The 24,363-nt window shown below is 38.4% G+C and carries 29 protein-coding genes; 9 read left to right on the top strand and 20 right to left on the bottom strand.

The annotated features are described in order from the left end of the window. Window positions 1-22: 22 nt before the first annotated feature. The 4 genes from atpE to ACPF64_RS05095 form a co-directional block, all read right to left on the bottom strand. The gene (atpE, locus tag ACPF64_RS05110; protein ID WP_000424060.1) at window positions 23-268 is read right to left on the bottom strand and encodes a F0F1 ATP synthase subunit C; all 246 of its coding nucleotides are present in this window, start codon (window positions 266-268) and stop codon (window positions 23-25) included. An 84-nt stretch (window positions 269-352) separates the two neighbouring features. After that, window positions 353-1,228: a F0F1 ATP synthase subunit A gene (gene atpB, locus ACPF64_RS05105; protein WP_426455746.1), complete on the bottom strand. Its 876-nt coding sequence runs from the start codon at window positions 1,226-1,228 to the stop codon at window positions 353-355. A 104-nt stretch (window positions 1,229-1,332) separates the two neighbouring features. Continuing rightward, a complete protein-coding gene (locus ACPF64_RS05100; protein WP_282495716.1) occupies window positions 1,333-1,731 on the bottom strand; it encodes an ATP synthase subunit I in 399 nt (132 codons plus the stop codon). Between the two features lie 170 nt (window positions 1,732-1,901). After that, a complete protein-coding gene (locus ACPF64_RS05095; protein WP_005037453.1) occupies window positions 1,902-2,741 on the bottom strand; it encodes a metal ABC transporter solute-binding protein, Zn/Mn family in 840 nt (279 codons plus the stop codon). Window positions 2,742-2,868: 127 nt separating this feature from the next. Here ACPF64_RS05095 and ACPF64_RS05090 point away from each other — a divergent pair, with 127 nt between their 5' ends. The 3 genes from ACPF64_RS05090 to znuB are packed head-to-tail and all read left to right on the top strand — an operon-like array spanning window position 2,869 to window position 4,940. Continuing rightward, window positions 2,869-3,366 carry a transcriptional repressor gene (locus ACPF64_RS05090; RefSeq protein ID WP_426455745.1) on the top strand — a complete coding sequence of 166 codons (498 nt, stop codon included), beginning with the start codon at window positions 2,869-2,871 and terminating at the stop codon, window positions 3,364-3,366. Continuing rightward, window positions 3,339-4,127 (top strand): zinc ABC transporter ATP-binding protein ZnuC, encoded by a 789-nt coding sequence (gene znuC / locus ACPF64_RS05085; RefSeq protein WP_426455744.1) that lies wholly within the window; start codon window positions 3,339-3,341, stop codon window positions 4,125-4,127. Before ACPF64_RS05090 ends, znuC begins: the two co-directional genes overlap by 28 nt. A gap of 3 nt (window positions 4,128-4,130) precedes the next feature. Beyond that, window positions 4,131-4,940, top strand: coding sequence for a zinc ABC transporter permease subunit ZnuB (gene znuB / locus ACPF64_RS05080; RefSeq protein ID WP_426455743.1), 810 nt, complete (start codon window positions 4,131-4,133; stop codon window positions 4,938-4,940). A 1-nt stretch (window position 4,941) separates the two neighbouring features. Here znuB and ACPF64_RS05075 read toward each other — a convergent pair whose 3' ends face one another. Then, on the bottom strand, window positions 4,942-5,568 hold the full coding sequence (locus tag ACPF64_RS05075; RefSeq protein WP_426455742.1) for a LysE family transporter: 627 nt from the start codon (window positions 5,566-5,568) through the stop codon (window positions 4,942-4,944). A gap of 159 nt (window positions 5,569-5,727) precedes the next feature. Between ACPF64_RS05075 and ACPF64_RS05070 the strand changes: the two genes are divergently transcribed. Then, window positions 5,728-6,648 carry a Dyp-type peroxidase gene (locus ACPF64_RS05070; protein WP_426455741.1) on the top strand — a complete coding sequence of 307 codons (921 nt, stop codon included), beginning with the start codon at window positions 5,728-5,730 and terminating at the stop codon, window positions 6,646-6,648. A gap of 43 nt (window positions 6,649-6,691) precedes the next feature. On the opposite strand, the gene ACPF64_RS05065 is transcribed toward ACPF64_RS05070, so the two are convergent. After that, window positions 6,692-8,389 (bottom strand): NAD-dependent malic enzyme, encoded by a 1,698-nt coding sequence (locus ACPF64_RS05065; RefSeq protein WP_426455740.1) that lies wholly within the window; start codon window positions 8,387-8,389, stop codon window positions 6,692-6,694. Window positions 8,390-8,884: 495 nt separating this feature from the next. On the opposite strand from ACPF64_RS05065, the gene argS reads away from it, so the two are divergent. Together argS and ACPF64_RS05055 are read left to right on the top strand one after the other, a co-directional pair. Continuing rightward, window positions 8,885-10,675, top strand: a complete 1,791-nt coding sequence (gene argS / locus ACPF64_RS05060) for an arginine--tRNA ligase (RefSeq protein ID WP_005037465.1) — start codon at window positions 8,885-8,887, stop codon at window positions 10,673-10,675. Between the two features lie 155 nt (window positions 10,676-10,830). Continuing rightward, window positions 10,831-11,445 (top strand): SPOR domain-containing protein, encoded by a 615-nt coding sequence (locus ACPF64_RS05055; protein ID WP_311084136.1) that lies wholly within the window; start codon window positions 10,831-10,833, stop codon window positions 11,443-11,445. A 39-nt stretch (window positions 11,446-11,484) separates the two neighbouring features. Here the strand turns inward: ACPF64_RS05055 and ACPF64_RS05050 are convergent, their stop codons facing one another. From ACPF64_RS05050 to ACPF64_RS05020, 7 genes are all read right to left on the bottom strand, one after another. Next, window positions 11,485-12,153, bottom strand: a complete 669-nt coding sequence (locus ACPF64_RS05050) for a glutathione S-transferase family protein (protein ID WP_426455739.1) — start codon at window positions 12,151-12,153, stop codon at window positions 11,485-11,487. A 112-nt stretch (window positions 12,154-12,265) separates the two neighbouring features. After that, the gene (locus tag ACPF64_RS05045; protein WP_426455738.1) at window positions 12,266-12,673 is read right to left on the bottom strand and encodes an OsmC family protein; all 408 of its coding nucleotides are present in this window, start codon (window positions 12,671-12,673) and stop codon (window positions 12,266-12,268) included. Further along, window positions 12,670-13,617, bottom strand: a complete 948-nt coding sequence (locus ACPF64_RS05040) for a pirin family protein (protein ID WP_426455737.1) — start codon at window positions 13,615-13,617, stop codon at window positions 12,670-12,672. The genes ACPF64_RS05045 and ACPF64_RS05040 overlap by 4 nt, the downstream gene beginning before the upstream one ends. 157 nt (window positions 13,618-13,774) lie before the next feature. After that, window positions 13,775-14,080, bottom strand: coding sequence for a DUF3861 domain-containing protein (locus ACPF64_RS05035; protein WP_311073967.1), 306 nt, complete (start codon window positions 14,078-14,080; stop codon window positions 13,775-13,777). Window positions 14,081-14,102: 22 nt separating this feature from the next. Next, window positions 14,103-14,492 (bottom strand): Fur family transcriptional regulator, encoded by a 390-nt coding sequence (locus tag ACPF64_RS05030; protein ID WP_426455736.1) that lies wholly within the window; start codon window positions 14,490-14,492, stop codon window positions 14,103-14,105. Between the two features lie 13 nt (window positions 14,493-14,505). Further along, window positions 14,506-15,033 carry a PadR family transcriptional regulator gene (locus ACPF64_RS05025; RefSeq protein ID WP_426455735.1) on the bottom strand — a complete coding sequence of 176 codons (528 nt, stop codon included), beginning with the start codon at window positions 15,031-15,033 and terminating at the stop codon, window positions 14,506-14,508. A gap of 229 nt (window positions 15,034-15,262) precedes the next feature. After that, window positions 15,263-15,607, bottom strand: a complete 345-nt coding sequence (locus tag ACPF64_RS05020) for an SMI1/KNR4 family protein (protein WP_426455734.1) — start codon at window positions 15,605-15,607, stop codon at window positions 15,263-15,265. A 177-nt stretch (window positions 15,608-15,784) separates the two neighbouring features. Here ACPF64_RS05020 and ACPF64_RS05015 point away from each other — a divergent pair, with 177 nt between their 5' ends. Then, complete coding sequence (locus tag ACPF64_RS05015) at window positions 15,785-16,180, top strand: tautomerase family protein (RefSeq protein WP_270903600.1); 396 nt, start codon at window positions 15,785-15,787, stop codon at window positions 16,178-16,180. A 179-nt stretch (window positions 16,181-16,359) separates the two neighbouring features. On the opposite strand, the gene hemG is transcribed toward ACPF64_RS05015, so the two are convergent. Next, window positions 16,360-16,893, bottom strand: a complete 534-nt coding sequence (hemG, locus tag ACPF64_RS05010) for a menaquinone-dependent protoporphyrinogen IX dehydrogenase (RefSeq protein ID WP_151743805.1) — start codon at window positions 16,891-16,893, stop codon at window positions 16,360-16,362. 427 nt (window positions 16,894-17,320) lie between these two features. Further along, a complete protein-coding gene (gene guaA / locus ACPF64_RS05005) occupies window positions 17,321-18,889 on the bottom strand; it encodes a glutamine-hydrolyzing GMP synthase (protein WP_004640513.1) in 1,569 nt (522 codons plus the stop codon). Window positions 18,890-19,274: 385 nt separating this feature from the next. Here guaA and ACPF64_RS05000 point away from each other — a divergent pair, with 385 nt between their 5' ends. Further along, complete coding sequence (locus tag ACPF64_RS05000; protein ID WP_171058524.1) at window positions 19,275-20,492, top strand: DUF445 domain-containing protein; 1,218 nt, start codon at window positions 19,275-19,277, stop codon at window positions 20,490-20,492. 66 nt (window positions 20,493-20,558) lie between these two features. Here ACPF64_RS05000 and ACPF64_RS04995 read toward each other — a convergent pair whose 3' ends face one another. Then, a complete protein-coding gene (locus tag ACPF64_RS04995) occupies window positions 20,559-20,996 on the bottom strand; it encodes a DoxX family protein (RefSeq protein WP_003655588.1) in 438 nt (145 codons plus the stop codon). Window positions 20,997-21,190: 194 nt separating this feature from the next. Between ACPF64_RS04995 and ACPF64_RS04990 the strand changes: the two genes are divergently transcribed. Continuing rightward, window positions 21,191-21,832 carry a DedA family protein gene (locus ACPF64_RS04990; protein WP_042898425.1) on the top strand — a complete coding sequence of 214 codons (642 nt, stop codon included), beginning with the start codon at window positions 21,191-21,193 and terminating at the stop codon, window positions 21,830-21,832. A 7-nt stretch (window positions 21,833-21,839) separates the two neighbouring features. Here the strand turns inward: ACPF64_RS04990 and ACPF64_RS04985 are convergent, their stop codons facing one another. The 4 genes from ACPF64_RS04985 to ACPF64_RS04970 form a co-directional block, all read right to left on the bottom strand. Beyond that, on the bottom strand, window positions 21,840-22,430 hold the full coding sequence (locus tag ACPF64_RS04985; RefSeq protein WP_005037489.1) for a LysE family translocator: 591 nt from the start codon (window positions 22,428-22,430) through the stop codon (window positions 21,840-21,842). A gap of 214 nt (window positions 22,431-22,644) precedes the next feature. Further along, entirely contained in the window at window positions 22,645-23,031 is a 387-nt protein-coding gene (locus ACPF64_RS04980; protein ID WP_133976430.1) for a hypothetical protein, read from the bottom strand. 10 nt (window positions 23,032-23,041) lie between these two features. Continuing rightward, window positions 23,042-23,884: a ParA family protein gene (locus ACPF64_RS04975; RefSeq protein ID WP_003655596.1), complete on the bottom strand. Its 843-nt coding sequence runs from the start codon at window positions 23,882-23,884 to the stop codon at window positions 23,042-23,044. Between the two features lie 76 nt (window positions 23,885-23,960). Beyond that, window positions 23,961-24,353, bottom strand: a complete 393-nt coding sequence (locus tag ACPF64_RS04970; RefSeq protein ID WP_004640503.1) for a SirB2 family protein — start codon at window positions 24,351-24,353, stop codon at window positions 23,961-23,963. Window positions 24,354-24,363 lie beyond the last annotated feature (10 nt).

Genomic DNA, 24,363 nt, shown 5'->3' with positions numbered 1-24,363 from the left:
GTGGATTTAGGAATTAAGATGATTAACCTACAAATGGATTAGCGAAGATGAAGAACAAGCCAATACCAACACCGATCATAGGCACAGCATCAAGAAGACCCGCGATTAAGAACATACGAGTTTGAAGTTGTGGAGCCAATTCTGGTTGACGAGCAACAGCTTCTAAAAAGCGACCACCCAAAAGACCGAAACCAATCGCAGTACCTAAAGCACCGAAAGCGATCAAGATAGCAGATGCAATTGCAACTAGACCTAAAGTGAGTTCCATGAAAAATTCCTCAGAGGTTAGGTTATTACCAAATTAAATTAAAAAAATTGTACCTAACCACCAATTGATAGTTAGGCAATACCATTAATGTTTTTCGCTTGCCATGCTCAAGTAAACGATGGTAAGCATCATAAAGATGAATGCCTGCAACGTGATTACAAGAATGTGGAAGATCGCCCAAGGCACAGACAACGCCCATTGAATCCAGAACGGCAATAAAGCAATTAGGATAAAGATCAACTCACCGGCATACATGTTACCGAATAGTCGGAGAGCTAATGAAATCGGACGAGCAAGGAATGTTACCAATTCCAAAATCAAGTTCACTGGAATAAGCAACGCTTTTGCAATTGGATTACTTGGGTTAAATGGGTTAAGTGCCAATTCACCAACGAAACCACCAACACCCTTTTCGCGGATGCTGTAGAACAAAATCAGTACAAATACAGATAAAGACATACCGAGGGTAATGTTTGGATCTGTAGATGGAACGATTTTGAAGTAAACGTGGTGAGGATCCATACCAAATACGTTTGCACCTACAAGTGCAGCAACTTGAGGAATCCAGTCAACTGGGATCAAGTCCATTAAGTTCATGAGGAAAATCCACACGAAAATAGTGAGTGCAAGCGGAGCGATTAAACGTGATTTGCCATGAAAAGTATCACGGACACTTGAGTCAACGAACTCGATAATCATTTCGATTGCTGACTGAAATTTAGTTGGAACACCTGCACTTGCAGCTCTCGCAACCATCCAGAATAACAAACAAAAAATAACACCAAGGCCAATTGACCAACCCATTGAATCCAAGTGAATTGCAGTGAACCCCATCGAATGAGCTTCTTCAGCAGTCTCAGCCAATTTCCATGTCCCATCTGGCATTTTGCCATAGGTCAAATTGGTCAAGTGATGCTTGATATACTCTGTCGAAGTGAGGGCATGTTCTTCAGCAGCCATAAATCACACCTGGTCAATGTCAATTACTAAAAAGAAGGGAAACGAACATCGGCGCACTGTCGATATCTCGCCACCCTCCAAAAAATCTTCAATTCTTCTTGTTTCTACACCCGTTTTTGTAGACGTGACACCCAAAACGGAGCGACCCACGACATTGCCTGAACGAGAATAAAACCAAACAGCAATGCTAACGGTGATAAAGGTTTAACATTGCTCAAAATCAAAATAAATCCAACGATCATGATTGCAAATTTGCCTAACATGCCCCTATACATGTTAGACAGCACTTGTTTTGATGCTCTCGCACCTGCTGTTCTGAAGGATTGCCATGAGAAATAACTCATAGCAAGCCAGCAAACCAGTGCACCAAGTGCCGCACTTAATGCTGCTGTCATGTCTTTTATGCTCCACGCCACAAGGGCGGAAACAGGGATCATACATGCTTGTAAGAAGACCAAAGCTTTTGCTAATCGTCGGTCAATCAAGCGACTAGTTCGGCTCATTATTTATCCACTCACAGCATAAATGCTTGACAAGTTTAGCTGATGATCGCTTTTAATCGCAGGCATTATAGAGTTACACCCCTGAACATGCAATCTTTTCCCGACTTTAGTCGGGGTTTTTCATGACCGGTGGTGCTGACGCTACAGTCAGCCTTTGTTTATTTTTTATCTTACTTTTGCGTACTTAATACACATTTATCTGTTTTTATAGCCAGTTTCTTCCATGCAGTGACGAAATCATCCTCGTTATTCATGCTCTCGTCTACTGGCTGAAAAGTAATGTTACCTAATTTTTGATACTGACTTTTAGTGGTAAAACTTTCTGCGAGCAAACACATCTGATTTTTCGGTCGATTATCATTAAGATACTTAATTTGAGCTGCTGTTGGTGCAACATGCGGATCATCCGTCAAAGCACCTGCGAATTTTAAGTTTAACGAGCGCTCTAAATATTGATAGGCATCATGATATGACCAATATGGCTTACCATTACTTGTACTGTCGTAAACTTGTGCAGCCTGAAACATCTTACGGGCAAACATATTGGCATTATTCCAATATTTAGCCTTATTTTCAGGATGCTGCTGAGAACGTAAAGCAGCAATAAAGAAACCTATTCGAACTGCGTTGTTTGGTTCTAACCACACATGGGTGTCTACTGTATTAGGTAAAGCCACGCCGCGTGTACTACGCAGGGGTAAAACAGAAACTATGCCACTATCTAATAAGGCAATCGCTTTTTTATTATTACCTAACAATTTATTTAAAGGTGCTTCATGAGCCTTACCCAACCAGATCACTAAAGATGCATCATTAATTGCTTTACGGTGAGCCGGAGTCAACTGTACGTCATGACCGGTCTGACCTTTAAGCAAAAGCTGAGGTTCTTCAACACCCTGAGTGATTTCTTTTGCAATCAGATAAATCGGGTGTGTAGAAACCACCAAACCCTGACTCCACCCTAACGTACTCAAAAGAGAGAACATACTGAAAACAAAAAAACGGAACATGCTAGACCATCAATTTAAATTAGCTCGAAGCATGTTATAATATAACAAAGTTACAAAAATACCTAAGATTAATCGAATGAAGCATCGCTTCATGCTAATATTCCGTTAAAAATTCGAGGTTATTTCTATGAGTTCCTGCTCGCATGAACATCATGATTCTTTGCATGGTGTGCATGATCACCATAATGTCGCAAACCGTTTAGCTGAAGCAGAAAATTTATGTTCTGCGACTGGCGCACGACTTACGCCTTTGCGCAAAGAAGTTTTGGAACTCATTTTAAATGCTTCGGGCCCAATGGGTGCATATGACTTACTCGCACGTATAAAAAGTCAAACTGATCGCCCGGCTGCTCCCCCAACTGTATATAGAACTTTAGATTTTTTATTAGAAAAAGGTTTGATCCATCGCCTGACTTCTATTAATGCCTATATTCCCTGTTGCCACCCTCGTGAAGGCCATCAAGCAGCATTCTTGATTTGTACTGAATGCCACATGGTTAAAGAAGCCTCTTCTCAAGGTTTAACTCACCAACTTGACCAACTTGCAGCGTCAGATGAGTTCGTGGCTCAACACAGCATTATTGAAATTTCAGGGAAATGCCAACAGTGCCGCACAACTCTTTAGATCCTGTATTAATTCAGCTTGAGCAGGTTTCTGTTCATCGTGATAATCGGGAAATTTTAAAAAAAGTTGATTTTGCTCTACATCAAAATGAAATTGTGTCTTTAATTGGCCCGAATGGTGCAGGTAAATCAACACTTATTAAAGTTCTACTTGGTATTCTCCAGCCGAGTAGTGGACGTATTGTTAATTATAAAAAACTCAAAATGGCGTATGTGCCACAAAAGTTCAATCCTTCACACAGCCTACCTTTACGTGTTCAAGATCTCCTTGATTTAGAAAAATGCAGCTCTACCCTCCGTCAGGAAATTATTCAAGACACAGGTATTTCAAAGTTACAACAATCAAAAGTACAACAACTTTCCGGTGGTGAACGCCAACGTGTCCTACTAGCACGTGCACTACTTCGCCAACCAGATATTTTAGTTCTTGATGAACCGATGCAAGGCTTAGACATTCAGTCAGAAGCAGAACTTTATGAGTATGTCCGTAGTCTGCCGGAACGATATGGCTGTGCGATCTTAATTGTTTCCCATGACTTACAATGGGTGATGGAAGGAACACACCGTGTAGTGTGTTTGAATAAACATATTTGCTGTAGTGGGCTACCCGAAAATATTCAACAACATCCTGAATATCAGGCTATCTTTGGAACTCAACGAGTTTTCTATCAACATCATCATGATCATTGTGCTCACGGTGATGCAGCACACCCCTGCCCTCATAATGACCGCCCTCACATCCACCCAGAACCGGAAGCTTAAGCCATGATGGAATGGTTACAATTATTGTTGCCCGCATGGATTATGGGAACCTTGTTGGTGTTTTTAACCGCACCTCTTGGTTGTCTAATGCTTTGGAGACGCATGTCTTTTTTTGCTGACACCATGGCACACGGTACATTACTTGGGGTTGCTATCGCAGGTGCTTTAAGTCTTCCTCTTTGGCTTGGTGTTGCAGGCACTGCAGTTTTACTGGTCGCAATTTTATGGGCTCTACATGACAATCGCTTACCCAACGATGCTCTCTTAGCCTTATGTTCAGCGACATTGCTCTGTAGCGGCTTATTGTTTATTCAACATGTTCCAAGTTTAAGACCAGAGCTTTTAAGTTATTTATTTGGTGATTTGCTCAGCATTGATTGGCCCGACTTACCCGTTTTCACTTTAATTATTGTGATATCACTCGTAATTCTTTACCGCTTTTGGCAGCCGCAAATACAGTTTGCAATTGATCCAGACATTGCAGTCAGTGAAGGGGTAAATGCGAACTGGCAACGTCTTATTTTTATGCTTTTATTGGCTTTATTTACTGTCTTAGCTTTGCGTGCTGTAGGTTCTTTGCTTATGGGAGCATTACTCGTAATACCTGCTTTAAGTGCTCGCTTACTAGCAAATTCACCAAAACAAATGGTCATTTGGGCGTTTGTGTTGGCTCAAGTTGGGGTTAGTGTGGGATTATGGTCAAGCGCAGCACTCAATATCTCTACAGGCTTGAGTATTGTTTTATGCATGGCGTTAACTTTCGCTGTTATTTTTATAACTCAAAAGCTAAAAAATCAAACACAGGCGGCCTAAATTAGGACGCCTGATGAACTGTACTTAATAATAAAGCCGCACAGCTAAACATCACAGCAAAACCCCGATTCAAATATTTTTGCTGTTTAGGGGAGCGAAGTAATCTCAGAACCTTTGATGCTAGCCCTGTATATCCAGCCATTACAATCAAATCAATCGTAATCATTGTTACAGCCATAATCAGGTACTGTATCCATTGAGGCTTACCCAAATCTAGAAACTGGGGTAAAACAGCTAATAGAAATACAATCGCTTTGGGATTACTAATATTAACCACAAAGCCATTTAGCAATAGCGCAAATACAGATTTATCTCTTTTTTCTTGTTGAATTTGTATATCTTTTACAGGTGCTGTCCACTGTAAATAAGCAAGATATAACAAATAAATCACACCAAACCATTTAACAAACTGAAAAGCCAAAGGTGTCGTTGCAAATAAAACCCCCACACCTGCCGCCACCACCATAATTTGAAGTAGCAAAGCAATTTGTAAACCAATTGCGTTCCAATAGCCATGTCTAAAACCATAGTTTAGACCACTCGACATTGAAGCAATTGCTCCCGCACCTGGTGAGATACTAATTACCCAACAGGCCAACATATAAGCGAACCAAACTTGCAGAGACATAGCGAAAAATAGACTATAAAAGTAGAATTATACTGTTTTATAAAGCTATCTTAGTCAGAATTCAAACAATAAAATCAAGAAATAGACTACTAACAGCTCTTCGCATCAGGCACAATAATTAAAGCTCATACTAAATTATAATTGAGGAGATACCTTCCAATGACTGCTCAATCTGTCATTTTGCCGTTGCCATCAGATCATGCTCGTTTCATTGTTCTTCGTTTAAAAGACTTATCAATTGATGAATTAAAAAAACAAATTGAAGCTTTATTTGAAGCACGTGACCGCCTCATGACTCAGCATTCTGATGCTCAAATAAAAACAGCAGTCGCTTTTGGTCCGGAACTATGGAAACAGCTCTATTCGCAAATTCCGGTAGGATTTAAACAACTTGAGCCAGAACAAGGTGCATTCAATATGCCCGCTGTGCCAGCAGATGTACTCATTCATATTGCCAGCATGCGCTCTGATATTTGTTTTGCATTAAGCCAAGCATTTTTTGAAGGTATTCAAGATAAAGTCGAAGTTCTTGATGAGCGTGTTTGCTTCCGCTATTTCGATGGTCGAGATATGACTGGCTTCATAGACGGAACTGAAAATCCTCAGTTCCCAGACGACCGAGCTGAGACAGCGCTCTTACCAGAAAGTGCTGGGGTATTTGCAGATGGCAGTTTCATTTTCGCGCAGCGCTATGCCCATGATTTAGAAAAGTGGAAAAAATTGAAAGTTGATGCGCAAGAAAATGTTATGGGGCGCACCAAACTTGAATCTATTGAATTAAATGATGACGTTAAACCAGAAAACGCCCATGTTGCCCGTACTGTTGTTGAAGATGATGAAGGCGAAGAAATGGAAATTCTACGTCATAGCCTACCTTATGGAGATGGTCGAGGTGATCAAGGCCTATTTTTTATTGCCTACACCAAAGACTTGACCATTATTGATGCCATGTTAAAGCGCATGTTCGGCACAAGTGGAGATGGTATCCACGACCGCTTATTGCACTTCGTGACCCCACTTGATGGTGCTTATTACTTTGCACCTAGTGAAGAGTTGCTAGAAGAAATTCTAGAAGATTAAAATAAAAAGAGGAGCTTAAGCTCCTCTTTTTATTTTCTCATTCTTAGAAAGGAATACGCTTATATTTACGGTATTCAGGTTTCCAGAATGACTGATCAATTTTCTGTTTCAACAAATCATCACTAATTGTTACAGCGACACCATCAGCCATAGCAGCTTTTGCAACTTCGAACGCAATAACTTTAGAAACTTGTTGAATCTCACCCAATGGCGGCAATAAATCAGCTTGTGGATCTTTAAGCAATGGAGAGCAATTTGCTAAAGCACTACTTGATGCCATTAACATATTTTCTGTAACCCGCTTAGCGCCCGATGCCACAACACCTAAACCAATGCCTGGGAAAATGTACGAGTTATTACACTGCGAAATATTGTAAAGTTTGCCGTGATGATTCACAGGAGCAAACGGACTACCTGTTGCAATTAATGCTTTACCTTCAGTCCACTCCACAATATCAGCAGGTACAGCTTCAACACGTGAAGTCGGATTAGATAATGGCATTACAATTGGTCGTTCACAATTTGCTGCCAAAGTCCTAATAATTTCTTCTGTGAACAAGCCAGGCTGTCCAGAAACACCAATTAACACTGTAGGCTTAGCATTTTTAACAACATCGAGTAGTGAAATAACTTCTTCGATATTGCCCCACTGATCAACCACCTCAGCTTTTTGTGCTAACTTACGCTGGAAGTCGAGCAAGTTTGGTTGATTCTCAGTGATCAAACCAAAACGATCTACCATATAAACGCGAGCACGCGCTTCTGCATCGGTTAAACCTTCTGCAATCATTTGTGCAACAATTTGTTCTGCAATACCACAACCTGCCGAACCCGCACCTAAGAAAGCAATTTTTTGATCTTTTAATTGCTTGCTGGCTGCACGACTCGCAGCAATCAAGCTACCTACAGATACCGCTGCTGTTCCTTGAATATCATCGTTAAAACAGCAAATTTTATCGCGATATTTTTCTAAAAGTGGCATCGCATTTTTTTGTGCGAAATCTTCAAACTGAATTAATGCTTTTGGCCAACGACGCTTCACAGCTTCAATCACCATATCTACAAATGCGTAATATTCATCGCCACTAATACGCGGCTGACGCCACCCCATATAGATTGGATCATTTAACAATTGTGGATTATTCGTACCAACATCAATTGTAATTGGCAATGTATAGGCTGGGCTAATACCACCACAAGCTGTGTAAAGCGAAAGTTTCCCAATCGGGATTCCCATTCCACCAATACCTTGGTCACCAAGGCCTAAAATACGCTCACCATCTGTAATGACGATAACTTTTACATTATTTTTATTTACGTTTTGCAAAATATCATCAATCACATCACGATCTGGATATGAAATGAAGATACCGCGGTGACGACGATAGATATCAGAGAAACGCTGACATGCCTCACCTACGGTTGGGGTGTAAATAATCGGCATCATTTCTTCGAGATGATTTTCGATTAAATGATAGAACAAGGTTTCGTTGGTATCTTGGATATTACGCAAATAGATATGTCGATTGATATCATCAGTGAAAGCGCAATATTGCTGATAAGAGCGCTGGCTTTGCTCTTCAATAGTTTCAATAATATGGGGGAGTAAACCGTGTAAGTTAAAGTTACTTCTTTCTTCTTCAGTGAAAGCCGAACCTTTATTTAAAAGTGGTAACTCTAAAAGTGTAAAACCTGCATATGGGATATAAAGGGGATGTTTACTTGGGTGTCCTGATATCATTGCCTATCTCATTTTCCAGCTTAGAGTAGAGAAAAACACGTTTTGTATGGTCTCTAAAACTCTTTGTGCGTATAAGCTTAAGCCTAATTCGTTCAAAATAGATATTTTAAACCGTGATGTTAAAATTAAAGACTATTTAGTTAAAACATGTTTAAAAATAATTAATAAATATCAATACTTTAATAATTTTATATTTTTAAAAATTCTTTTATTTATCTAATTTCAAAAGCTTTTAATATATATTTCTCCTTACATAGCCATTTTTATAAGAAATAATGGTGGGATTCAAAGCTAATCTACTTTTTAAAACTTCTTAGAAGGCTTGTATTTGTTTGTTTTTAGAATAGTGAAGTGATTCACCCTGCAATATTCATTTAAAAAATAATCCTCAGTAAATTGCACAAAAAGAATTACTGGAATATTAAATCCACTCCCCTAACTCATAGGAAATTTGCTATATTTGACGTTTTTCTGCGACATCTATTTTCGATTGATATGAATACGGCAATACAAGCAGCTCTCGACCATGCAGTGCAAACTCTTCAACAAGAAGGGGTGCTTCCTTCCGACTGGAATAACACAAGCAACTTAACACGCACCAAAGACCGAAGCCATGGCGACTTTGCTTCTAATATTGCCATGATCGGCTCGAAAGCTGCTGGTATGAAACCACGTGATTTAGCTGAGAAAGTTCTAGCTGCATTACCAGAAGTTGCAGATATCAGCAAAGCTGAAATCGCAGGACCTGGTTTTATTAACTTCTTTTTAAATGCAGACCAGCGCTTTGCTATTCTTGACCAGATTCAAGCACAAAAAGAATTTTTTGGTCGCAGTCAGGCAAATGCAGCGAAAAAGATCCAAGTAGAATTCGTTTCTGCAAACCCAACGTCTAGTCTACATGTAGGTCATGGTCGTGGTGCTGCATATGGTATGACTGTTGCCAAATTACTTGAAGCAACGGGTGCTAAAGTTGACCGCGAATACTATGTGAATGATGCTGGCCGTCAAATGGATATTTTGGCGACTTCTACTTATTTACGTTATTTAGAATTACTAGGTCAAAACCTTGTATTTCCAAAAAATGCTTATCAAGGCGATTACGTTAAAGAAATAGCACAGACTATTATTGATAAAGATGGCGATGCATATCTTCGTGAAGTGGCTGATGTCTATAAAGATGTGCCAGAAGATGTACAGTATGCAGAAGAACTAGATAGCGACGGCAATAAAGTCGTTTTATCTGGCGACAAAGAAAAACATATTGATGGTCTTATTGCCAACTCTCAACAATTACTGGGTGAAGGCTACCGCGTATTCCACCAAGCAGCACTACATGCCATTTTAGATGATATTAAAGATGACCTTGCTGACTTTGGTGTAACGTTCAACCAATGGTTTAGTGAAGCATCTCTTAGCGCAAAAATTGACGAAGCTTTAGAAACACTTGATCAACGTGGTTTCCTTTATGAAAAAGATGGCAACATCTGGTTTAAATCGACTGAATTTGGCGATGAAAAAGACCGTGTTGTTAAGCGTCGTAATGGCCAAACGACTTACTTTGCATCAGACATTGCTTACCACTTAAATAAATTACAACGTGGTTATACCGACCTAATTGATATCTGGGGTTCTGATCACCACGGCTATATTTCTCGCGTAAAAGCGGCAATTGATGCAATGGGTTACGACTCTAAAAAATTGACTGTGCTTTTGGTTCAGTTTGTAAGTTTATGGCGTGGCGGAGAGATGGTTCAAATGTCATCTCGTTCAGGTCAGTTCGTGACTTTACGTGACTTGCGTAAAGAAGTGGGCAACGACGCGGCTCGTTTCTACTATGTGATGCGTAAGAGTGAACAACACATTGACTTCGACCTTGACCTTGCTGTGTCACAAAGTAAAGACAATGCTGTGTATTACATTCAATATGCACATGCACGTATTTGCCGTATGTTAGAAAAAGCGTTAAGCACAGGCTTACAATTCGATGTAAATGCTGCACGTACACATGCTACTCGCCTATCTCTTGATGCTGAAACTGAGATTCTTGCTAAACTGGCAGCTTATCCAGATGCAGTGTTGCGTGCTGCAAATGCGTATGAACCACATCAGGTGGGTAACTACTTAAAAGAATTAGCTGCCTTGTTCCACGCTTGGTACAATGAACATAAAGTATTAGGCGATGATGCTGAGCTTACACAAGCACGTTTATTGCTTTCAATCAATGTACAACAAGTGTTGCATAATGGTTTAGAATTACTTGGTGTATCTGCACCAGACTCTATGTAAAAATTATATTGCATGGCAGTAAAATAAAGGTCATGCAGCATATAGTAAGCAGTGGTTTGTAGAGTTAAAATAGCTTATACAAGCCACTGTTTTAGCATCGTAATACGAGAATCAAACTCGAATTAAAACAATCAAAATACAGAGGAATAATCCACGTGTTTGGCAAAACGCAACGCGGTGTATCTGAAAGACCTAACAAGCCTAAAAAGCCCCTAATTCCCAAATGGTTAGGGACACTTGTCGCTATTTTGGCGGTCTTATGTATCGCTGTAATGCTTATGCTTTGGAAACCTTGGCAACCTGTTCCTGCAAAAAATCAGATTACCTCTGAACATTATCAAGAAGAAGATACGAATAAAGACTATCGTTTCTACGATCTATTACCCCAACAGCAAGTAACACCTATTCCGGAACAAGCGATTCCTGAAAGCAAAAATCAAGGCACAGCCATGATTGTTGAGGCACCAAGTGCAACTCAACCAGCTGCTTCAGAAAGTGCAGGAATTGATACGAATCCATCAGTCACCGCTCCTCAGCAACCTACTTATATTTTACAGGTTCGCAGCTATAATGACCCAGATCAAGCTGATGCTCGCCGTGCAGAAATCATTTTAAATGGCTTATCTGCAGATGTAGTTAAGAGTACTGAAAATGGGCAAATATGGTACCGTGTTATTTCAGGACCTTATGACACCCAAGACGCTGCATTGGCTGCCCAACAGACTTTACAACACAGCGGCATTGACTCTATCGTGATCAAACGAAAGTAAAGTGAAAATAAAAAGGAACAAATATTTGTTCCTTTTCTTTTAAATATCAGCACAATTCCTTTCATTAGAACCAATTCCCTTTTTTTTCGCTTTTTGAAACGCTACCCTTCGCCGAATACGATGTAAAAAAGCCTGAATATTAGGGTATTTCCCTTGTAAGCGTGATTGCAAAGCTTCTAGAGGAAAACTCATTTGAATATCTGCAAATGAAAAATTGCCTGCGAAATATTCATGCTCTGCCAAATAATTTTCTAAAAAACTAATATGATCTTTCATACGTGGGCGGACAAAATTTGCCTTCACCCCTTCCGTGATTTTTTTTGCTACGGGTTGAATTAACCACGGCACATGCTTATTTACACTATTCATGACCAAAGTCATGACTAAGAGTGGCATGAGTGAGCCTTCTGCATAGTGCATCCAATAAATATACTGCTGTAAATCTTGGGGCTGTGTAGGTTTAAATTGCTGATTCTGATCATAACGTTGCTGTAGATATTCCAAGATCACAGCAGATTCTGCGATGACTTGCTCATCATCTGTCAGAATTGGAGCCTTACCCAAAGGATGAATACATTTCAATGTTTCTGGAGCGGAATAGTTAGGTAGGCGCTGATAATAATGAATATCATAATCTAAGCCTAATTCTTCTAAAGCCCATAAAATTCGAAACGATCGCGAACATTCCAGGTGATGTAAACTAATCATGTTATTGCCTGCTTTTATTTTTCTTTTTACATAAAAAACAGCATGTGAACATGCTGTTTTATTCCATTTGTGGAATGGATATAAAATCATCCACCTCCACAAAATAGCATTTTTACACTGTAACAAGCACAGTATGAATGTCTAAACTACGTAACAAAGTTTTAGTGACCGGAGTTTTACTACATACCACTAAGATTTTTTGTTGGAGCTCTTCATCTGGTAAGTCTTTAAAAACAATACGACGTTCTATATGTTCTTCATGCTCTCTATTGGTATGAAAATCAATTTCAACCGAGAATTCACCAAAATCATAACCTTTATGCTTCGCATACATTCTTAAAGTAATGAGCGTACACGCGGCTAAACTTCCGGTGAGCAAATCATAAGGCGCTGGGCCTTGATCTTGCCCTTCTAGCTTTTCAGGCTCATCACAAAAATACTGATGGCTACCACTGGTAATCTCACCCTTCCATTGCTCGGCAAGGGGCTTTGCTTTACTACTTGCGATTACTGCTGTCATTTTGATGCTCTCATTTGATCTGGAAGAACAGGGGCTTCTAAACGTGCACCAACATAATCTGGGATTTCACCAAAACGCGCATCATGATTAATCCATTGCTCACGGGCTTCTTTTAAATCATCCATTGTACGCGCAACAAAATTCCACCAGAGCAAAATCGGCGTTTCAAACGGTTCACCACCAATTAAAAGAACACGATTGCCTTTTTTTACTTCAATCTCAATTTCACTCAGTCCAATATCCAAAACAACCATGTTATCAGCAGTTAACTCATGGCCATTCACATGGGCAATACCTTCTAATGCCATAAAACCATATTCATAATTAGGATTTAATGGAATACGGGTTTTCGTATCTTCGGTAGCAATTAAGTCAACACCAACCAAAGGTGTATGTACCACTACTGGAGAAGTAGTTGCCAGATATTCGCCCACAAGAACAGTAAATTCTAGACCGTCCTTTTCAACAACAGGCAACTCAGGATAATGTTCAAATTTCGGATCCATGTTGCGCTTTTGATCTGGCAAAGCAATCCAAAGCTGCGCAGCGTGCATTTGAGTTTCTGTATCAGGTGCAACTTCTGTATGAGAAATGCCGTGACCTGCTGTCATTAAGTTCACTTGCTTAGGACGAATAAGTTGTTTTGAACCTAAGCTATCAGTATGCATCATGGTCCCTTCAATCATCCAAGTGAAGGTTTGCAAACCAATATGAGGATGAGGTCCAACATCTAAACCATCACCCGCAGGAAAGGTGACTGGGCCTGCATGATCTAAGAAACACCACGCTCCAATCATTCGTTTTTGTCGGCTAGGTAAAGCCCGCTTAATGACTGTCCCCTGTCCAATTTCAGCAGAGCGAATTGGAAATTCCTGAATAAACTGATTGGCAAATTTCTCGCAATCGTTTGAATCAGAAATATCGTAATCATTATTATTGCTCATGATATTACTCTCTTTTACCTATGCTTTTGCAATGAGTTGTTGTACTGATCTTAACAATACACTCATTATTCAATATAGTCTTTTAGTAATACACAGGGTGTTATGAATGAGACAATCCATTTTTAATTATAGAAAAATTAAAGCTGCATGAAGCAGCTTACGATGATTGTGTTTTAACGAGCTGTTTTAGGTTTTTCATGAACAATCCAAATTGTGGGAAAAACTCTTGAAATAGAGGGTGGTCTCGATTTTCCAACATAACTTCACTAAAAAGTTTTAATCCAACCCCAAAAGATTTTGTAGTTTCATCATCAAAAAAATTTGCTTTTTTTAAGCGTTCGACAATTTCAAAGATATCGTCATGATTACCCACATAGAACTCAAGACGCTCTGTATATGTAGAGGCCTCTCCTTTTGCATTCTTTAAATGTTGTACAGTGACATGATATTGATGTTGTTTCATATATAAATTCTCTATTAAAAATTTAATGACTTTGGATGATTTCGACCTGTTTAAGATCGATTTGAAATTGTGTAAATACTGACTGTAAAGATGCTAAAAATTGCTCTTGTTTAGCGGCTGTTAGATCTGTACAACGAATTTGCAATAATTGATTATTCTTGACTGCTGGTAAGTTAAATTTAGCTTCATCCCGTTGTGGTTGACGATTTGAAATTAAACCCGCTCCCGCCAAGTCGTTCACTACCCGATAAACTGTGGCTAAACTTAATTTCTGTTTTTGGGCATATAACTTTTGGTAAATCTGTTTGACAGTTAGATCTTCTACTTGCTGGTGAATTAAAGACAAAACAGCAAGCCTTGGATGAGTGACTTTTAGGCCAGCTTCTTTGATTTTATGCTGTAGGTCTAACATTTCGATTTCCAACCTATAATCGCCCAATCGAAACCGCAGCTTGATCAATTTTTTCGGCAATTTGATAAATCTGCTCTTGCTGTAAACTCGCCGAGTTCAACTTCAAACGTAAGGCTGTTTTTAGGTTTTCCATCGCACGGTGAATTTCAATTAATTCATCATTACTGTGAATTTCACGTCTAAGTCGTAATTTTTCTAGTAGCTCGGTCAACTTGTCTTGTTGTTCGGTTAAGTAAGCTTTACCCAATTCTGTGATTTGATACTGCTTACGTTCCACGTCTAACAAGATAATGAAATTCATTTCTTCCAGACTAGTTAAAGTTGGGTAAATGGTACCTGCACTCGGGGTATAGCCGTCGCCCACAAAATCACTTATTTCTTTAATAATTTCATAGCCATGCTTTGGGCTTTGCTGAATGAGATGAAGCACCAAAAGTTTCATTTTTCCCGCTTCAAAAAGTCTCCCACGACGCCCTGAACGGTGATGGCTGCGATGATGCTCATTGTGTTCATCATGATGATGTTCTGATTGCTGTCTCATCTTTAAAGTTTCTCCAATATGTTTAATTTATGTTTATTAAGATATATCTTAATATATCTTTTATCAAGTGTAAGTAATAAAATCAGATCTATTATTTTGATATTTATTAAAATTAATTTTAATCGTTAAAGTTTAAGTAATAAAAAAGAGTGCTTAAGCACTCTTAAAATCTATTCTCATCAAACCAATCTTGGTTTATTTATCTCATTTAAAATTCATTCGCCAAAAGCTAAATTTGGCATCCAGCTTTAAACCACTTCATTAAGGAATCACTAATTTTACTCATATCATTAGGATCCATACTGCCCTGATCTACTACAAAAACACCTGTCCCTAGAAACGGTATAAGAATAGATATTCCACCACTATCATCACCAATAGCCAAATAGTCTCCTGCATATTTTTGAACTTCAAAGGTTTGATTTCTTTCAAAAACTTCATCAGAAGAATAAATAACTACGCCACTTTCAAATAAAAAACCATCCGAAAATTCTAATAACTGAAAATATATATCAGGTAGTTGTCTATGGAAATCATTTTCAATTTTGGTTCTTAGTTCATTTAATAGTGGCATAACCTTATTTCCCTCTATGCTTCTTACAAAATTTTAGCTATTACCATAAAGTCTAAAAATAACTATCCGTTCTTAATAGATAATTTTCTATTTACCTACCTAATATAAAATTAGAAAGAAAGTGTTATCTAATCGATGTACTATTGTGCTCTTAATATTATAAAAGCACTAAAAATTATGCCTACAATAAGTATTGATATTAGAAATAAATATTCATCTCAGTTTGAGGAACAACTTATAAATGCTGTTTATATCGCATGTAAACAGGCATTAAAGTTACCTGATTATGATAGAGATATACGCTTAAACATACATGAGCCACATTTATTTCTCTGCCCGCCAAATTTGACGAAACCAGAATGCTTTACTTTAATTCAGATTGACTGCTTTGCTGGCCGCACAATAGAAACCAAGAGAATTTTATATCAGTCAATCGTTAAAAACTTATCCACACTAGATATACCAGATGACCATATAAAAATTCTTATTCGCGAACTACCCACAGAAAATTGGGGGATACGCGGAGGACAAGCGGCTTGTGATGTAAACTTAGGATTTGATATTCATATTTAATAAGCTCTATAACTTTTCTATTACAAAACCTAAGCAGTAGGAAAAGTACTTATGCACTCTTTCTACTGGTAATATCCAATAAATGTGTATCTCTAATATCTTTTGTTTTCTATAGATTTGATAAATATATAACTAAAAAACAAGAATAATTTTTAAATTTAGATAATACCCAATTATATTTAACTTTTTAATTTATTAGATATTTCAAGACTAAATAGCCTCACTTTATGCCAATTAGTAAATTCAAATCTCGCAGAAGTATCTATAGGTCCATCAGTTATTAACATAATCATTTGAATCATAAAACGATCAAAAAGCTTATATTTAGGGTAATCAATTGCTCCTGCTATAATTTTAACAAGAAAAGGAGTCCAACCTGTTCTTTTCTTAAGTTTTTGAACATATCTGTCTACTAAAGGATCATCTCGACCAACTTTTCTAGCAGTTGCACTCACCGAAAGAAAACCATTAGCTGTTTGCTCTATTGTACGTAAATTATCCTCAATGAATTTATAAACGGATTTATGATAATTTCCATATCGAATGCTGGCACCAATAAGAATAAATGCATAGCCCTCTTTAATTTTAGAACACTCATTAATAGAGACGATGTCAATTTGGTACCCATCATTAGCTAATATATGTCTAATTGCATTGCAAATTTTAAATGTTTGTCCATCTACACTTGAGAAGGCTATTAATATTTTTTTCATAAAGTTATTTCTTCAGCTTAAAGCTACTTATTAATAATAAATTAATTTTTCTCTTAAAAAATTGTACCTATAAAAGCATTTTGATAGGCCCATTTACCCTCATATTTCTTGGTTTTCAATTATCTATAAAATTAACAGCATAGTGCCGCTTATATGAAAAAATTAGAGCCTTTAATAGAAATCTATTACTAAGACTCTAACTTGGTTACAATATGGAAAAAGCCGACTTGGAAAAGTCGGCTTTTTATTAATCTATTCTAGAAATACCACACTGCCGTAGGCATCTTGCACTTCACTTAAAACAATGTTTTAAGTTCGTTCATGGCATAAATTTAGCTAAAAGCTACTGCTTTTAGAAAACCCTCTGCCGCGAGCATAGCTCTTGGCGTAAAATCGGCAAAATGCATTGCATTTTGAAACTCCGATTTTACTCCCATTCAATCGTTGCTGGTGGTTTAGATGACACGTCGTATACAACACGTGATACATCTTTAATTTCATTCATAATACGCGTTGAGATTTTATCAACTAATTCGTATGGTAAATGTGCAAAACGAGCTGTCATAAAGTCAACTGTTTCAACTGCGCGAAGTGCAATAACCCATGCATAACGACGACCATCACCTACTACACCAACAGACTTAACTGGTTGGAACACAGCAAATGCTTGAGCTGTTTTGTCATACCAACCGCTATCGCGAAGCTCTTGCATAAAGATGTCATCAGCAAGACGAAGAATATCTGCATATTCCTTTTTCACTTCACCCAAAATACGAACACCTAAACCAGGGCCCGGGAATGGATGACGGTAAATCATGCTGTGTGGTAAGCCAAGTGTCGTACCTAATTTACGTACTTCATCTTTAAACAAGTCACGTAAAGGCTCAACCAATTCAAATTCTAAATCGTCTGGTAAACCACCCACATTGTGGTGAGATTTAATCACATGTGCTTTACCTTGTTTGCTTGCAGCAGATTCGATCACATCTGGGTAAATCGTACCTTGCGCCAAGAATTTCACGCCATCAAGTTTACGTGCTTCTTCAGCAAAAACTTCAATAAACTCACGACCAATGATTTTACGTTTTTTCTCTGGATCAACTTCACCAGCTAATGCAGTTAAGAAACGTTCTTCAGCATCTGCACGAATTACACGGATACCCATGTTTTCAGCAAACATTTGCATTACTTGGTCGCCTTCGTTTAAACGAAGTAAACCGTTATCAACAAATACACATGTTAATTGGTCGCCAATTGCTTTGTGTAAAAGTGCAGCAACTACAGATGAGTCAACACCACCTGAAAGACCTAAAAGAACTTTTTCATCACCAATTTGCTTACGTAACTGCTCTACACGTAAATCAATGATGTGTTCAGGTGTCCAAAGGCCACCACATCCACAAATTTTATGAACAAAATTTGCAAGTAATTCTTCACCTTTTGCCGTGTGCGTTACTTCTGGGTGGAATTGCACACCATAGAAACGGCGTGTTTCGTCACTTACAGCAGCAACTGGACAACTTGGCGTGCTTGCAGTAATGCTAAAACCTTCTGGAATCTGGCTCACTTTGTCGCCATGACTCATCCAGACATGAAGTTGGTCTTCACGGTCTTGTAGGTTGCCAATCAGTTGGTCACGTTTAACGATATCAACTTCGGCATAACCAAATTCATGTACAGTACCCGGCTCAACTTTACCGCCTAACTGTTCAGACATGGTTTGCAAACCATAGCAAATACCCAATACTGGAACACCCAACTCAAACACCACTTGCGGTGCACGTGGGCTGCCTTCTTCATGCACACTCTCAGGTCCACCTGACAAAATAATGCCATTTGGCTTAAAAGCGCGAATGTCTTCTTCAGACATATCAAAAGCATACATTTCAGAGTAAACACCGGCTTCACGTACACGACGTGCAATGAGCTGGCTATATTGAGAGCCGAAATCCAGAATCAGGATACGATCTTCAGTAATTTGAGTATTGGTAGTCATGACAAACCACTAAATGGCAAAAGAATTAAGCGCGCCATTTTAACATTTTTCACGCTTCGGCGCACCGCAAATCATCATATATCTTATTTTTTTCATTTCTGAATCATTTCTATAGCTAGATTCTGTGACAAAAATCAATATTTAATTATATTTATCAATAATCTGAGTTAATCTTAAAAACTTCACACGTATTGATAAATTCATCACATTCTATGCAGCATCACCATGAATTTGATGTTAAGATGACCCGATAAAACAGGCATTACCATGGAAAGGTAAATACCATAAGCGATATTTGTCTGTGCTTAAACAATTATCCATTTTTATGGCTTGTTGCCCCCTATCAAAATCAATAGAAATCCAAGGAACAACAATGCTTCAAACTATGATTGCAGATTTCCAGCAACATTTTTGGTTGTATATCTCTATTCCTTTTATGAGTGGTTTAATTGGCTACATCACCAAGGTGATTGCCATTCAGATGATGTTTTCACCACTTGAATTTAAAGGCATTAAACCATTTCTAGGTTGGCAAGGCATCGTGCCACGCAAAGCCGAGAAAATGGCAACAATCGCCGTTGAACTGATGACAGCCAAGCTCATTAAACCTGAAGAAATTTTTGCCCGCCTAGATCCTAAACGTATTGCTAAAGAAATAGAAAAACCATTGCTGGCCGCAGCTGAAGATATTACCCGTGATGTTGCGCAAGAATATCAGCCTGGGTTATGGGAAGGCATGCCAGAGTTTGCGCGTCAAAGACTGATTCGTCGTGTGCAATCAAAAGCACCCGAGATTGTTGAACATATCATGGGTGAAGTACAACGTGATGTGAACCGATATTTTGATATTAAACATCTGGTTATTAGCAACTTGCTTAAAGATAAACGCCTACTCAATAATATTTTTAAACGAGTAGGAAAACAGGAATTTAAATTTTTCAGTAATGTCGGATTTTTCTTCGGTTTTGGTATTGGTGTGATCCAAATGTTTTGCTGGATCGTCACACAAGGAAAATACCCGTGGATGCTTCCAATGTTTGGCGGCTTTGTGGGTTTTTTCAGTGACTGGATTGCATTACAAATGATGTTTAGACCACTTTATCCTAAAAAAATATTGGGTTATACATGGCAAGGTTTATTCATTAAACGCCAAAATGAAGTTGCGGCCGATTATGCTGCGCTCATTTCTAAACAGCTTCTGACTTCACGTCATATGATGGAAGAATTATTTTCTGGTACACATTCTGATCGTGTTATTGATCTAGTTAACCGTCATGTAAAACAAGAAATTGATATGCAAGCAGGCGTTATTCGCCCGTTGGTCGTATATGCAATTGGCGGAGAAAAATATCAGGATATGAAATCGCAAGTTGCTGAACGCATTATGCAACGGCTTCCAGAGACTATGAAATACGTAGAGTCTTATGCAGAAGATGCCATGAATATTCGTAGTACTTTAATTGAACGCATGCAGAAATTAACGCCTTCTGAATTTGAAGGCATGTTACGCCCTGCATTCAAAGAAGATGAGTGGGCACTCATTGCAGTTGGTGCAGTACTTGGTTTTGTTGTCGGGGAATTACAAATCCAGTTCATGCTCTAATTTTCAAATCATAGAAATAAAAAAACCGGATGAATTGATCATCCGGTTTTTATTTTGTCTTAAATATTATTTCTCGATTGCATGATCCAGACTAATACGACCAGCACCATGAAGCATCAAGAAGAATAAGCCACCTGCCATTGCAAGATTTTTCATAAAATGAATGCCATTGTTATATTGCGCCGCTGCATCAGCACCGCCTTGGTGGAATAAAAAAGCAGTAAGAATACTAAAGATCCCAAGCCCAAAAGCCGCAAAGCGTGCTTGAAAACCAAATAACAAGGCTAAACCACCACCGAACTCAACCAAGATAACTAAAGGAAGAATTCCAGCTGGAACTCCCATTGCTTCCATATATCCAGCAGTTGCTGCATAACCGGTAATTTTCCCCCAACCAGCAACAAGAAAGATATAGGCAATAAGAAGACGCGCAACGAGGCTAATGAAACTATCTGCGCCTGATTGCGTTACGATATTTTTAACAACTACATTTGGATTAAACATATTGCCACCTTTATTTAAATGCTTATTTATTGATGAGCTCATTCTAGGTTTGAGACATTGATAATTAAATACTCAAAATCCATATATATCGTTGCATAAATGAGATGATCAATTTGTATTTTTTTGATGTTTTATACTGACTTTCTATAGGCTCACTGCTAGGATTTGAGCACGGTTTACCACTTGCTCTTATCATGGAACTTCTTGATTTTATTCTACACGTTGATCAACATCTCTCCGAATTTATTATAAATTATGGGACGTGGATTTATGGCATTCTATTTTTAATTATTTTTGTTGAAACCGGTTTAGTGGTTATGCCGTTCTTGCCGGGAGATAGTTTGCTATTCGCGGCAGGTGCTTTAGCTGCATCTACAGGTGCGATGGATCCATGGGTATTAGGCACTCTACTCTTCATTGCCGCTGTTTTAGGTGACACGGTCAACTACCATATTGGGCGTTTTATCGGTCCACGTGTGTTTGAAATGAATTCTCGATTCATCAATAAACAGCACTTAGTTAAAACTCAAGAATTCTTTGCTCGTCATGGCGGCAAAACCATTATCTTTGCTCGTTTCATACCATTTGCCCGTACCTTTGCACCTTTTGTTGCTGGGGCTGGTAGCATGAACTATAAGTTTTTCCTAACTTATAACATTATTGGCGCATTCTGTTGGGTCGCTTCTTTTGTAACTCTAGGCTACTTATTTGGAAATATGCCAATCGTTAAAGATAATTTTACCCATCTTATTTTTGGCATTATTATTATTAGCGTTTTACCAGGCATCATCGCATTTATACGTGAAAAACTAAAAAATCGAAAAGCCAACGTTTGAGATTAATTTAGAAAAACCGGAATACTACTGGAAGCATACATAAAATAAGTAACATGGCCGATCCTTTATATAAATGATCGGCTTTTATTTTTTTGATTGGACCCGTTAACAATGCCCGTCCAAAAATCATCCAGAAACTTGCAGCCGGAATTAGGATTAAAGTAAAAATACCAAACACTATGAGAAAATTTTCAGGCGAATTCCATGCTTCAGCAGGAAAGATACCCGCTGCAAACAGCAAAGCTTTAGGATTTTTTAAGGTAGATAAGAATAATTGGCGGGGGCGAATATTACGGTGACTTTGACTGAACTGTTGTAAATGGGTGTTCTTCCATAAGTGAAAAGCAAGCCAGAATACATAAAATACACTCGTAATATGCAAAATGAGTAGCAGTGCTGGCCAAATTGGAGCGGCTAAATGAATAAATACAGCCCAAAAGCTAATCCCGTAGGCATAGCCTAACCACTCCATTGGAATAAGCCAGAATGCTTTAGATAAACCTTGAGAATGAGCAGCGGTTGCAAGTAAAGCATTTGTCGGACCCGGAATAAGCAACACAGCCAACATTGCCAATACAAAAAACCAACTCTCAATCATAAAATTTCCACAACATCCAAGATGGGGCCACCTTAAACGAAATAGGCAAAATATAGCAAGTTGATGAGGCCTTTTGATTATATAAAATACAGAATTTATGAAGCTTGAAAATTTAAAATGTATTGATTTATATTAATTTTATTATGAAACATTTTGCTAAACTTTATTCATCACAATATGCCTTAACTAGCATATTGTGATGCAAAATCGCCTATTAATTGGTCTTTTTTCGAACAATAATCGGGCAATTCTTAAACTGGGCAGCCTGAACTATTGCTTCTTGCTGACCTAAAACACGTGAAAGTTCGGTGTTCTTGGTTGAAGAAGATTGTCCCATATTTACAGAGATGGATGGACCGAATCCCCAACCGCCTCGTCCCCAGCCGCCACCGAGTCCAAGTCCAACACCCATACCGGTACTTTTCGGAGTTTGTACGCCATTATCGATATATTGTTGAATACGGTTATATTCACTTTGTAGCTGCTGGCAGCCCAAAGATTGATATTGTGTCGGAGACACATAAGTCGGTTTTACCGTCGTCGCACAAGCGCCTAGTAATAAAGTGGCTGCCACCAAAGGCACAATATATAAGCCTTTCATCATTTTTCTCTTATCGTTTTGGCTCAATTTCACCAAACAATGTCTCATAAGCTTGAGTCAATTTATGTTCTGGTGCCAAATGAGCCAAAGGTAAATTTTTCTGATGCGATTCTTTCATTAAAACCGAAGGCGGTAACATGCTATTAAGTACAGGCAACCCTTCATCTTTCAACTGCTGAACCACTTCCCGAGGTAATTTTGCTTGAGCTTGAAATTGGTTGACGACAATTCCTTCAATTTCCAAGCGATCATTATGATCATCTTGCGTTTCGAGAACATTTTCAATCAATGTTTGTAACGCGCGCTTTGAAAAGACATCACAATCGAAGGGAATTAAGACTTTATCTGCTGCTATCAGTGCTGACAAAGTAAAAAAGTTAAATGCAGGTGGCGTATCTATATAGATACGATCATATCGTCCAATTAAGTTTTGAATTGAATCACGTAATTTATAGATTTTATGTTTACTTTCAAGTGCATGTTCAAGAGCACCAAGTGTTGGGCTGGCAGGAAGCACGTCTAATTTTGCAAAAGGAGTTGAGTGCACAAAGCTATCAATATCTTTATTTCGTGGGGCTTTTAAAATCGAACCTAACGCATTACCGATTAAACCCTTTTGTTGATTGTTTCCCAACACATCATCAAAGAAATTTTCGATATTTGGTTCTATAATTGATTTTTCAGCAGAATAAGTTGCGTCATCCCCTAAAAGGTACTGACTAGAGTTGGCTTGAGGATCAAGATCAATGACCAATGTCCTTAAGCCATGCTTGGCACTAATTGCGGCCAAATTTACAGTAATACTTGATTTCCCTACACCGCCTTTTTGGTTAAACACCACACGAGTTAACATGTTTCCCTCTGCATATTTTTTTACTGTACGCAGTTTAACCTAGAGCTTAAGCAAAAAGGCAAAGAATGTAGAACAATTAAGCAAAAACAGGCTTCACAATCACTAAAATAATAATAGCAATAAATGCGATAGCGCTAATCATTAAACCGGCCCTACGTTGCGCTAATAAAAGAGTGTCATCTTTTTTAAAGGCTTTCATAAGGGAAGATAATAAGACTAAAAATAGAATAATTTTAGCGTAAAACCACGGCTGTACCTGAAAGTCTTTCATAACCAATAAAATTGCGCCAGTAATAAAAACTACGGTAAATGATAGATGTTGTAAGGCAACTAATATTTTACGTCCCGCCGGATTTGGTTGTTCGCCTTGCACACCCACAAACAGAGTCGAAGCGCGTAATACAAAAACCATAAGGGCGGCAGCCACCGCGGTCATGTGAATAATTTTAGTCAGTAAATGTGCATCCATGAAATTAACC

The organism is Acinetobacter sp. KB005, from assembly GCF_049949095.1.
Taxonomy (GTDB): Bacteria; Pseudomonadota; Gammaproteobacteria; order Pseudomonadales; family Moraxellaceae; genus Acinetobacter; species Acinetobacter calcoaceticus.
This window is presented reverse-complemented; position numbering and strand designations above follow the sequence as displayed.

What these genes read in the sequence shown, in the direction of transcription:
- ACPF64_RS05065 (WP_426455740.1), bottom strand. Translation starts at nt 8,389, where the DNA reads ATGATATCAGGACACCCAAGTAAACATCCCCTTTATATCCCATATGCA.
- ACPF64_RS04970 (WP_004640503.1), bottom strand. Translation starts at nt 24,353, where the DNA reads ATGGATGCACATTTACTGACTAAAATTATTCACATGACCGCGGTGGCT.
- ACPF64_RS05045 (WP_426455738.1), bottom strand. Translation starts at nt 12,673, where the DNA reads ATGACAGCAGTAATCGCAAGTAGTAAAGCAAAGCCCCTTGCCGAGCAA.
- guaA (WP_004640513.1), bottom strand. Translation starts at nt 18,889, where the DNA reads ATGACTACCAATACTCAAATTACTGAAGATCGTATCCTGATTCTGGAT.
- znuC (WP_426455744.1), top strand. Translation starts at nt 3,339, where the DNA reads ATGCCAACAGTGCCGCACAACTCTTTAGATCCTGTATTAATTCAGCTT.
- atpB (WP_426455746.1), bottom strand. Translation starts at nt 1,228, where the DNA reads ATGGCTGCTGAAGAACATGCCCTCACTTCGACAGAGTATATCAAGCAT.
- atpE (WP_000424060.1), bottom strand. Translation starts at nt 268, where the DNA reads ATGGAACTCACTTTAGGTCTAGTTGCAATTGCATCTGCTATCTTGATC.
- ACPF64_RS04995 (WP_003655588.1), bottom strand. Translation starts at nt 20,996, where the DNA reads ATGTTTAATCCAAATGTAGTTGTTAAAAATATCGTAACGCAATCAGGC.
- ACPF64_RS04985 (WP_005037489.1), bottom strand. Translation starts at nt 22,430, where the DNA reads ATGATTGAGAGTTGGTTTTTTGTATTGGCAATGTTGGCTGTGTTGCTT.
- ACPF64_RS05020 (WP_426455734.1), bottom strand. Translation starts at nt 15,607, where the DNA reads ATGCCACTATTAAATGAACTAAGAACCAAAATTGAAAATGATTTCCAT.
- ACPF64_RS05100 (WP_282495716.1), bottom strand. Translation starts at nt 1,731, where the DNA reads ATGAGCCGAACTAGTCGCTTGATTGACCGACGATTAGCAAAAGCTTTG.
- ACPF64_RS05015 (WP_270903600.1), top strand. Translation starts at nt 15,785, where the DNA reads ATGCCTACAATAAGTATTGATATTAGAAATAAATATTCATCTCAGTTT.
- ACPF64_RS04990 (WP_042898425.1), top strand. Translation starts at nt 21,191, where the DNA reads ATGGAACTTCTTGATTTTATTCTACACGTTGATCAACATCTCTCCGAA.
- hemG (WP_151743805.1), bottom strand. Translation starts at nt 16,893, where the DNA reads ATGAAAAAAATATTAATAGCCTTCTCAAGTGTAGATGGACAAACATTT.
- ACPF64_RS05090 (WP_426455745.1), top strand. Translation starts at nt 2,869, where the DNA reads ATGAGTTCCTGCTCGCATGAACATCATGATTCTTTGCATGGTGTGCAT.
- ACPF64_RS05040 (WP_426455737.1), bottom strand. Translation starts at nt 13,617, where the DNA reads ATGAGCAATAATAATGATTACGATATTTCTGATTCAAACGATTGCGAG.
- ACPF64_RS05000 (WP_171058524.1), top strand. Translation starts at nt 19,275, where the DNA reads ATGATTGCAGATTTCCAGCAACATTTTTGGTTGTATATCTCTATTCCT.
- ACPF64_RS05035 (WP_311073967.1), bottom strand. Translation starts at nt 14,080, where the DNA reads ATGAAACAACATCAATATCATGTCACTGTACAACATTTAAAGAATGCA.
- ACPF64_RS05075 (WP_426455742.1), bottom strand. Translation starts at nt 5,568, where the DNA reads ATGTCTCTGCAAGTTTGGTTCGCTTATATGTTGGCCTGTTGGGTAATT.
- argS (WP_005037465.1), top strand. Translation starts at nt 8,885, where the DNA reads ATGAATACGGCAATACAAGCAGCTCTCGACCATGCAGTGCAAACTCTT.
- ACPF64_RS05050 (WP_426455739.1), bottom strand. Translation starts at nt 12,153, where the DNA reads ATGATTAGTTTACATCACCTGGAATGTTCGCGATCGTTTCGAATTTTA.
- ACPF64_RS05070 (WP_426455741.1), top strand. Translation starts at nt 5,728, where the DNA reads ATGACTGCTCAATCTGTCATTTTGCCGTTGCCATCAGATCATGCTCGT.
- ACPF64_RS04980 (WP_133976430.1), bottom strand. Translation starts at nt 23,031, where the DNA reads ATGAAAGGCTTATATATTGTGCCTTTGGTGGCAGCCACTTTATTACTA.
- ACPF64_RS05095 (WP_005037453.1), bottom strand. Translation starts at nt 2,741, where the DNA reads ATGTTCCGTTTTTTTGTTTTCAGTATGTTCTCTCTTTTGAGTACGTTA.
- ACPF64_RS05030 (WP_426455736.1), bottom strand. Translation starts at nt 14,492, where the DNA reads ATGTTAGACCTACAGCATAAAATCAAAGAAGCTGGCCTAAAAGTCACT.
- znuB (WP_426455743.1), top strand. Translation starts at nt 4,131, where the DNA reads ATGATGGAATGGTTACAATTATTGTTGCCCGCATGGATTATGGGAACC.
- ACPF64_RS04975 (WP_003655596.1), bottom strand. Translation starts at nt 23,884, where the DNA reads ATGTTAACTCGTGTGGTGTTTAACCAAAAAGGCGGTGTAGGGAAATCA.
- ACPF64_RS05025 (WP_426455735.1), bottom strand. Translation starts at nt 15,033, where the DNA reads ATGAGACAGCAATCAGAACATCATCATGATGAACACAATGAGCATCAT.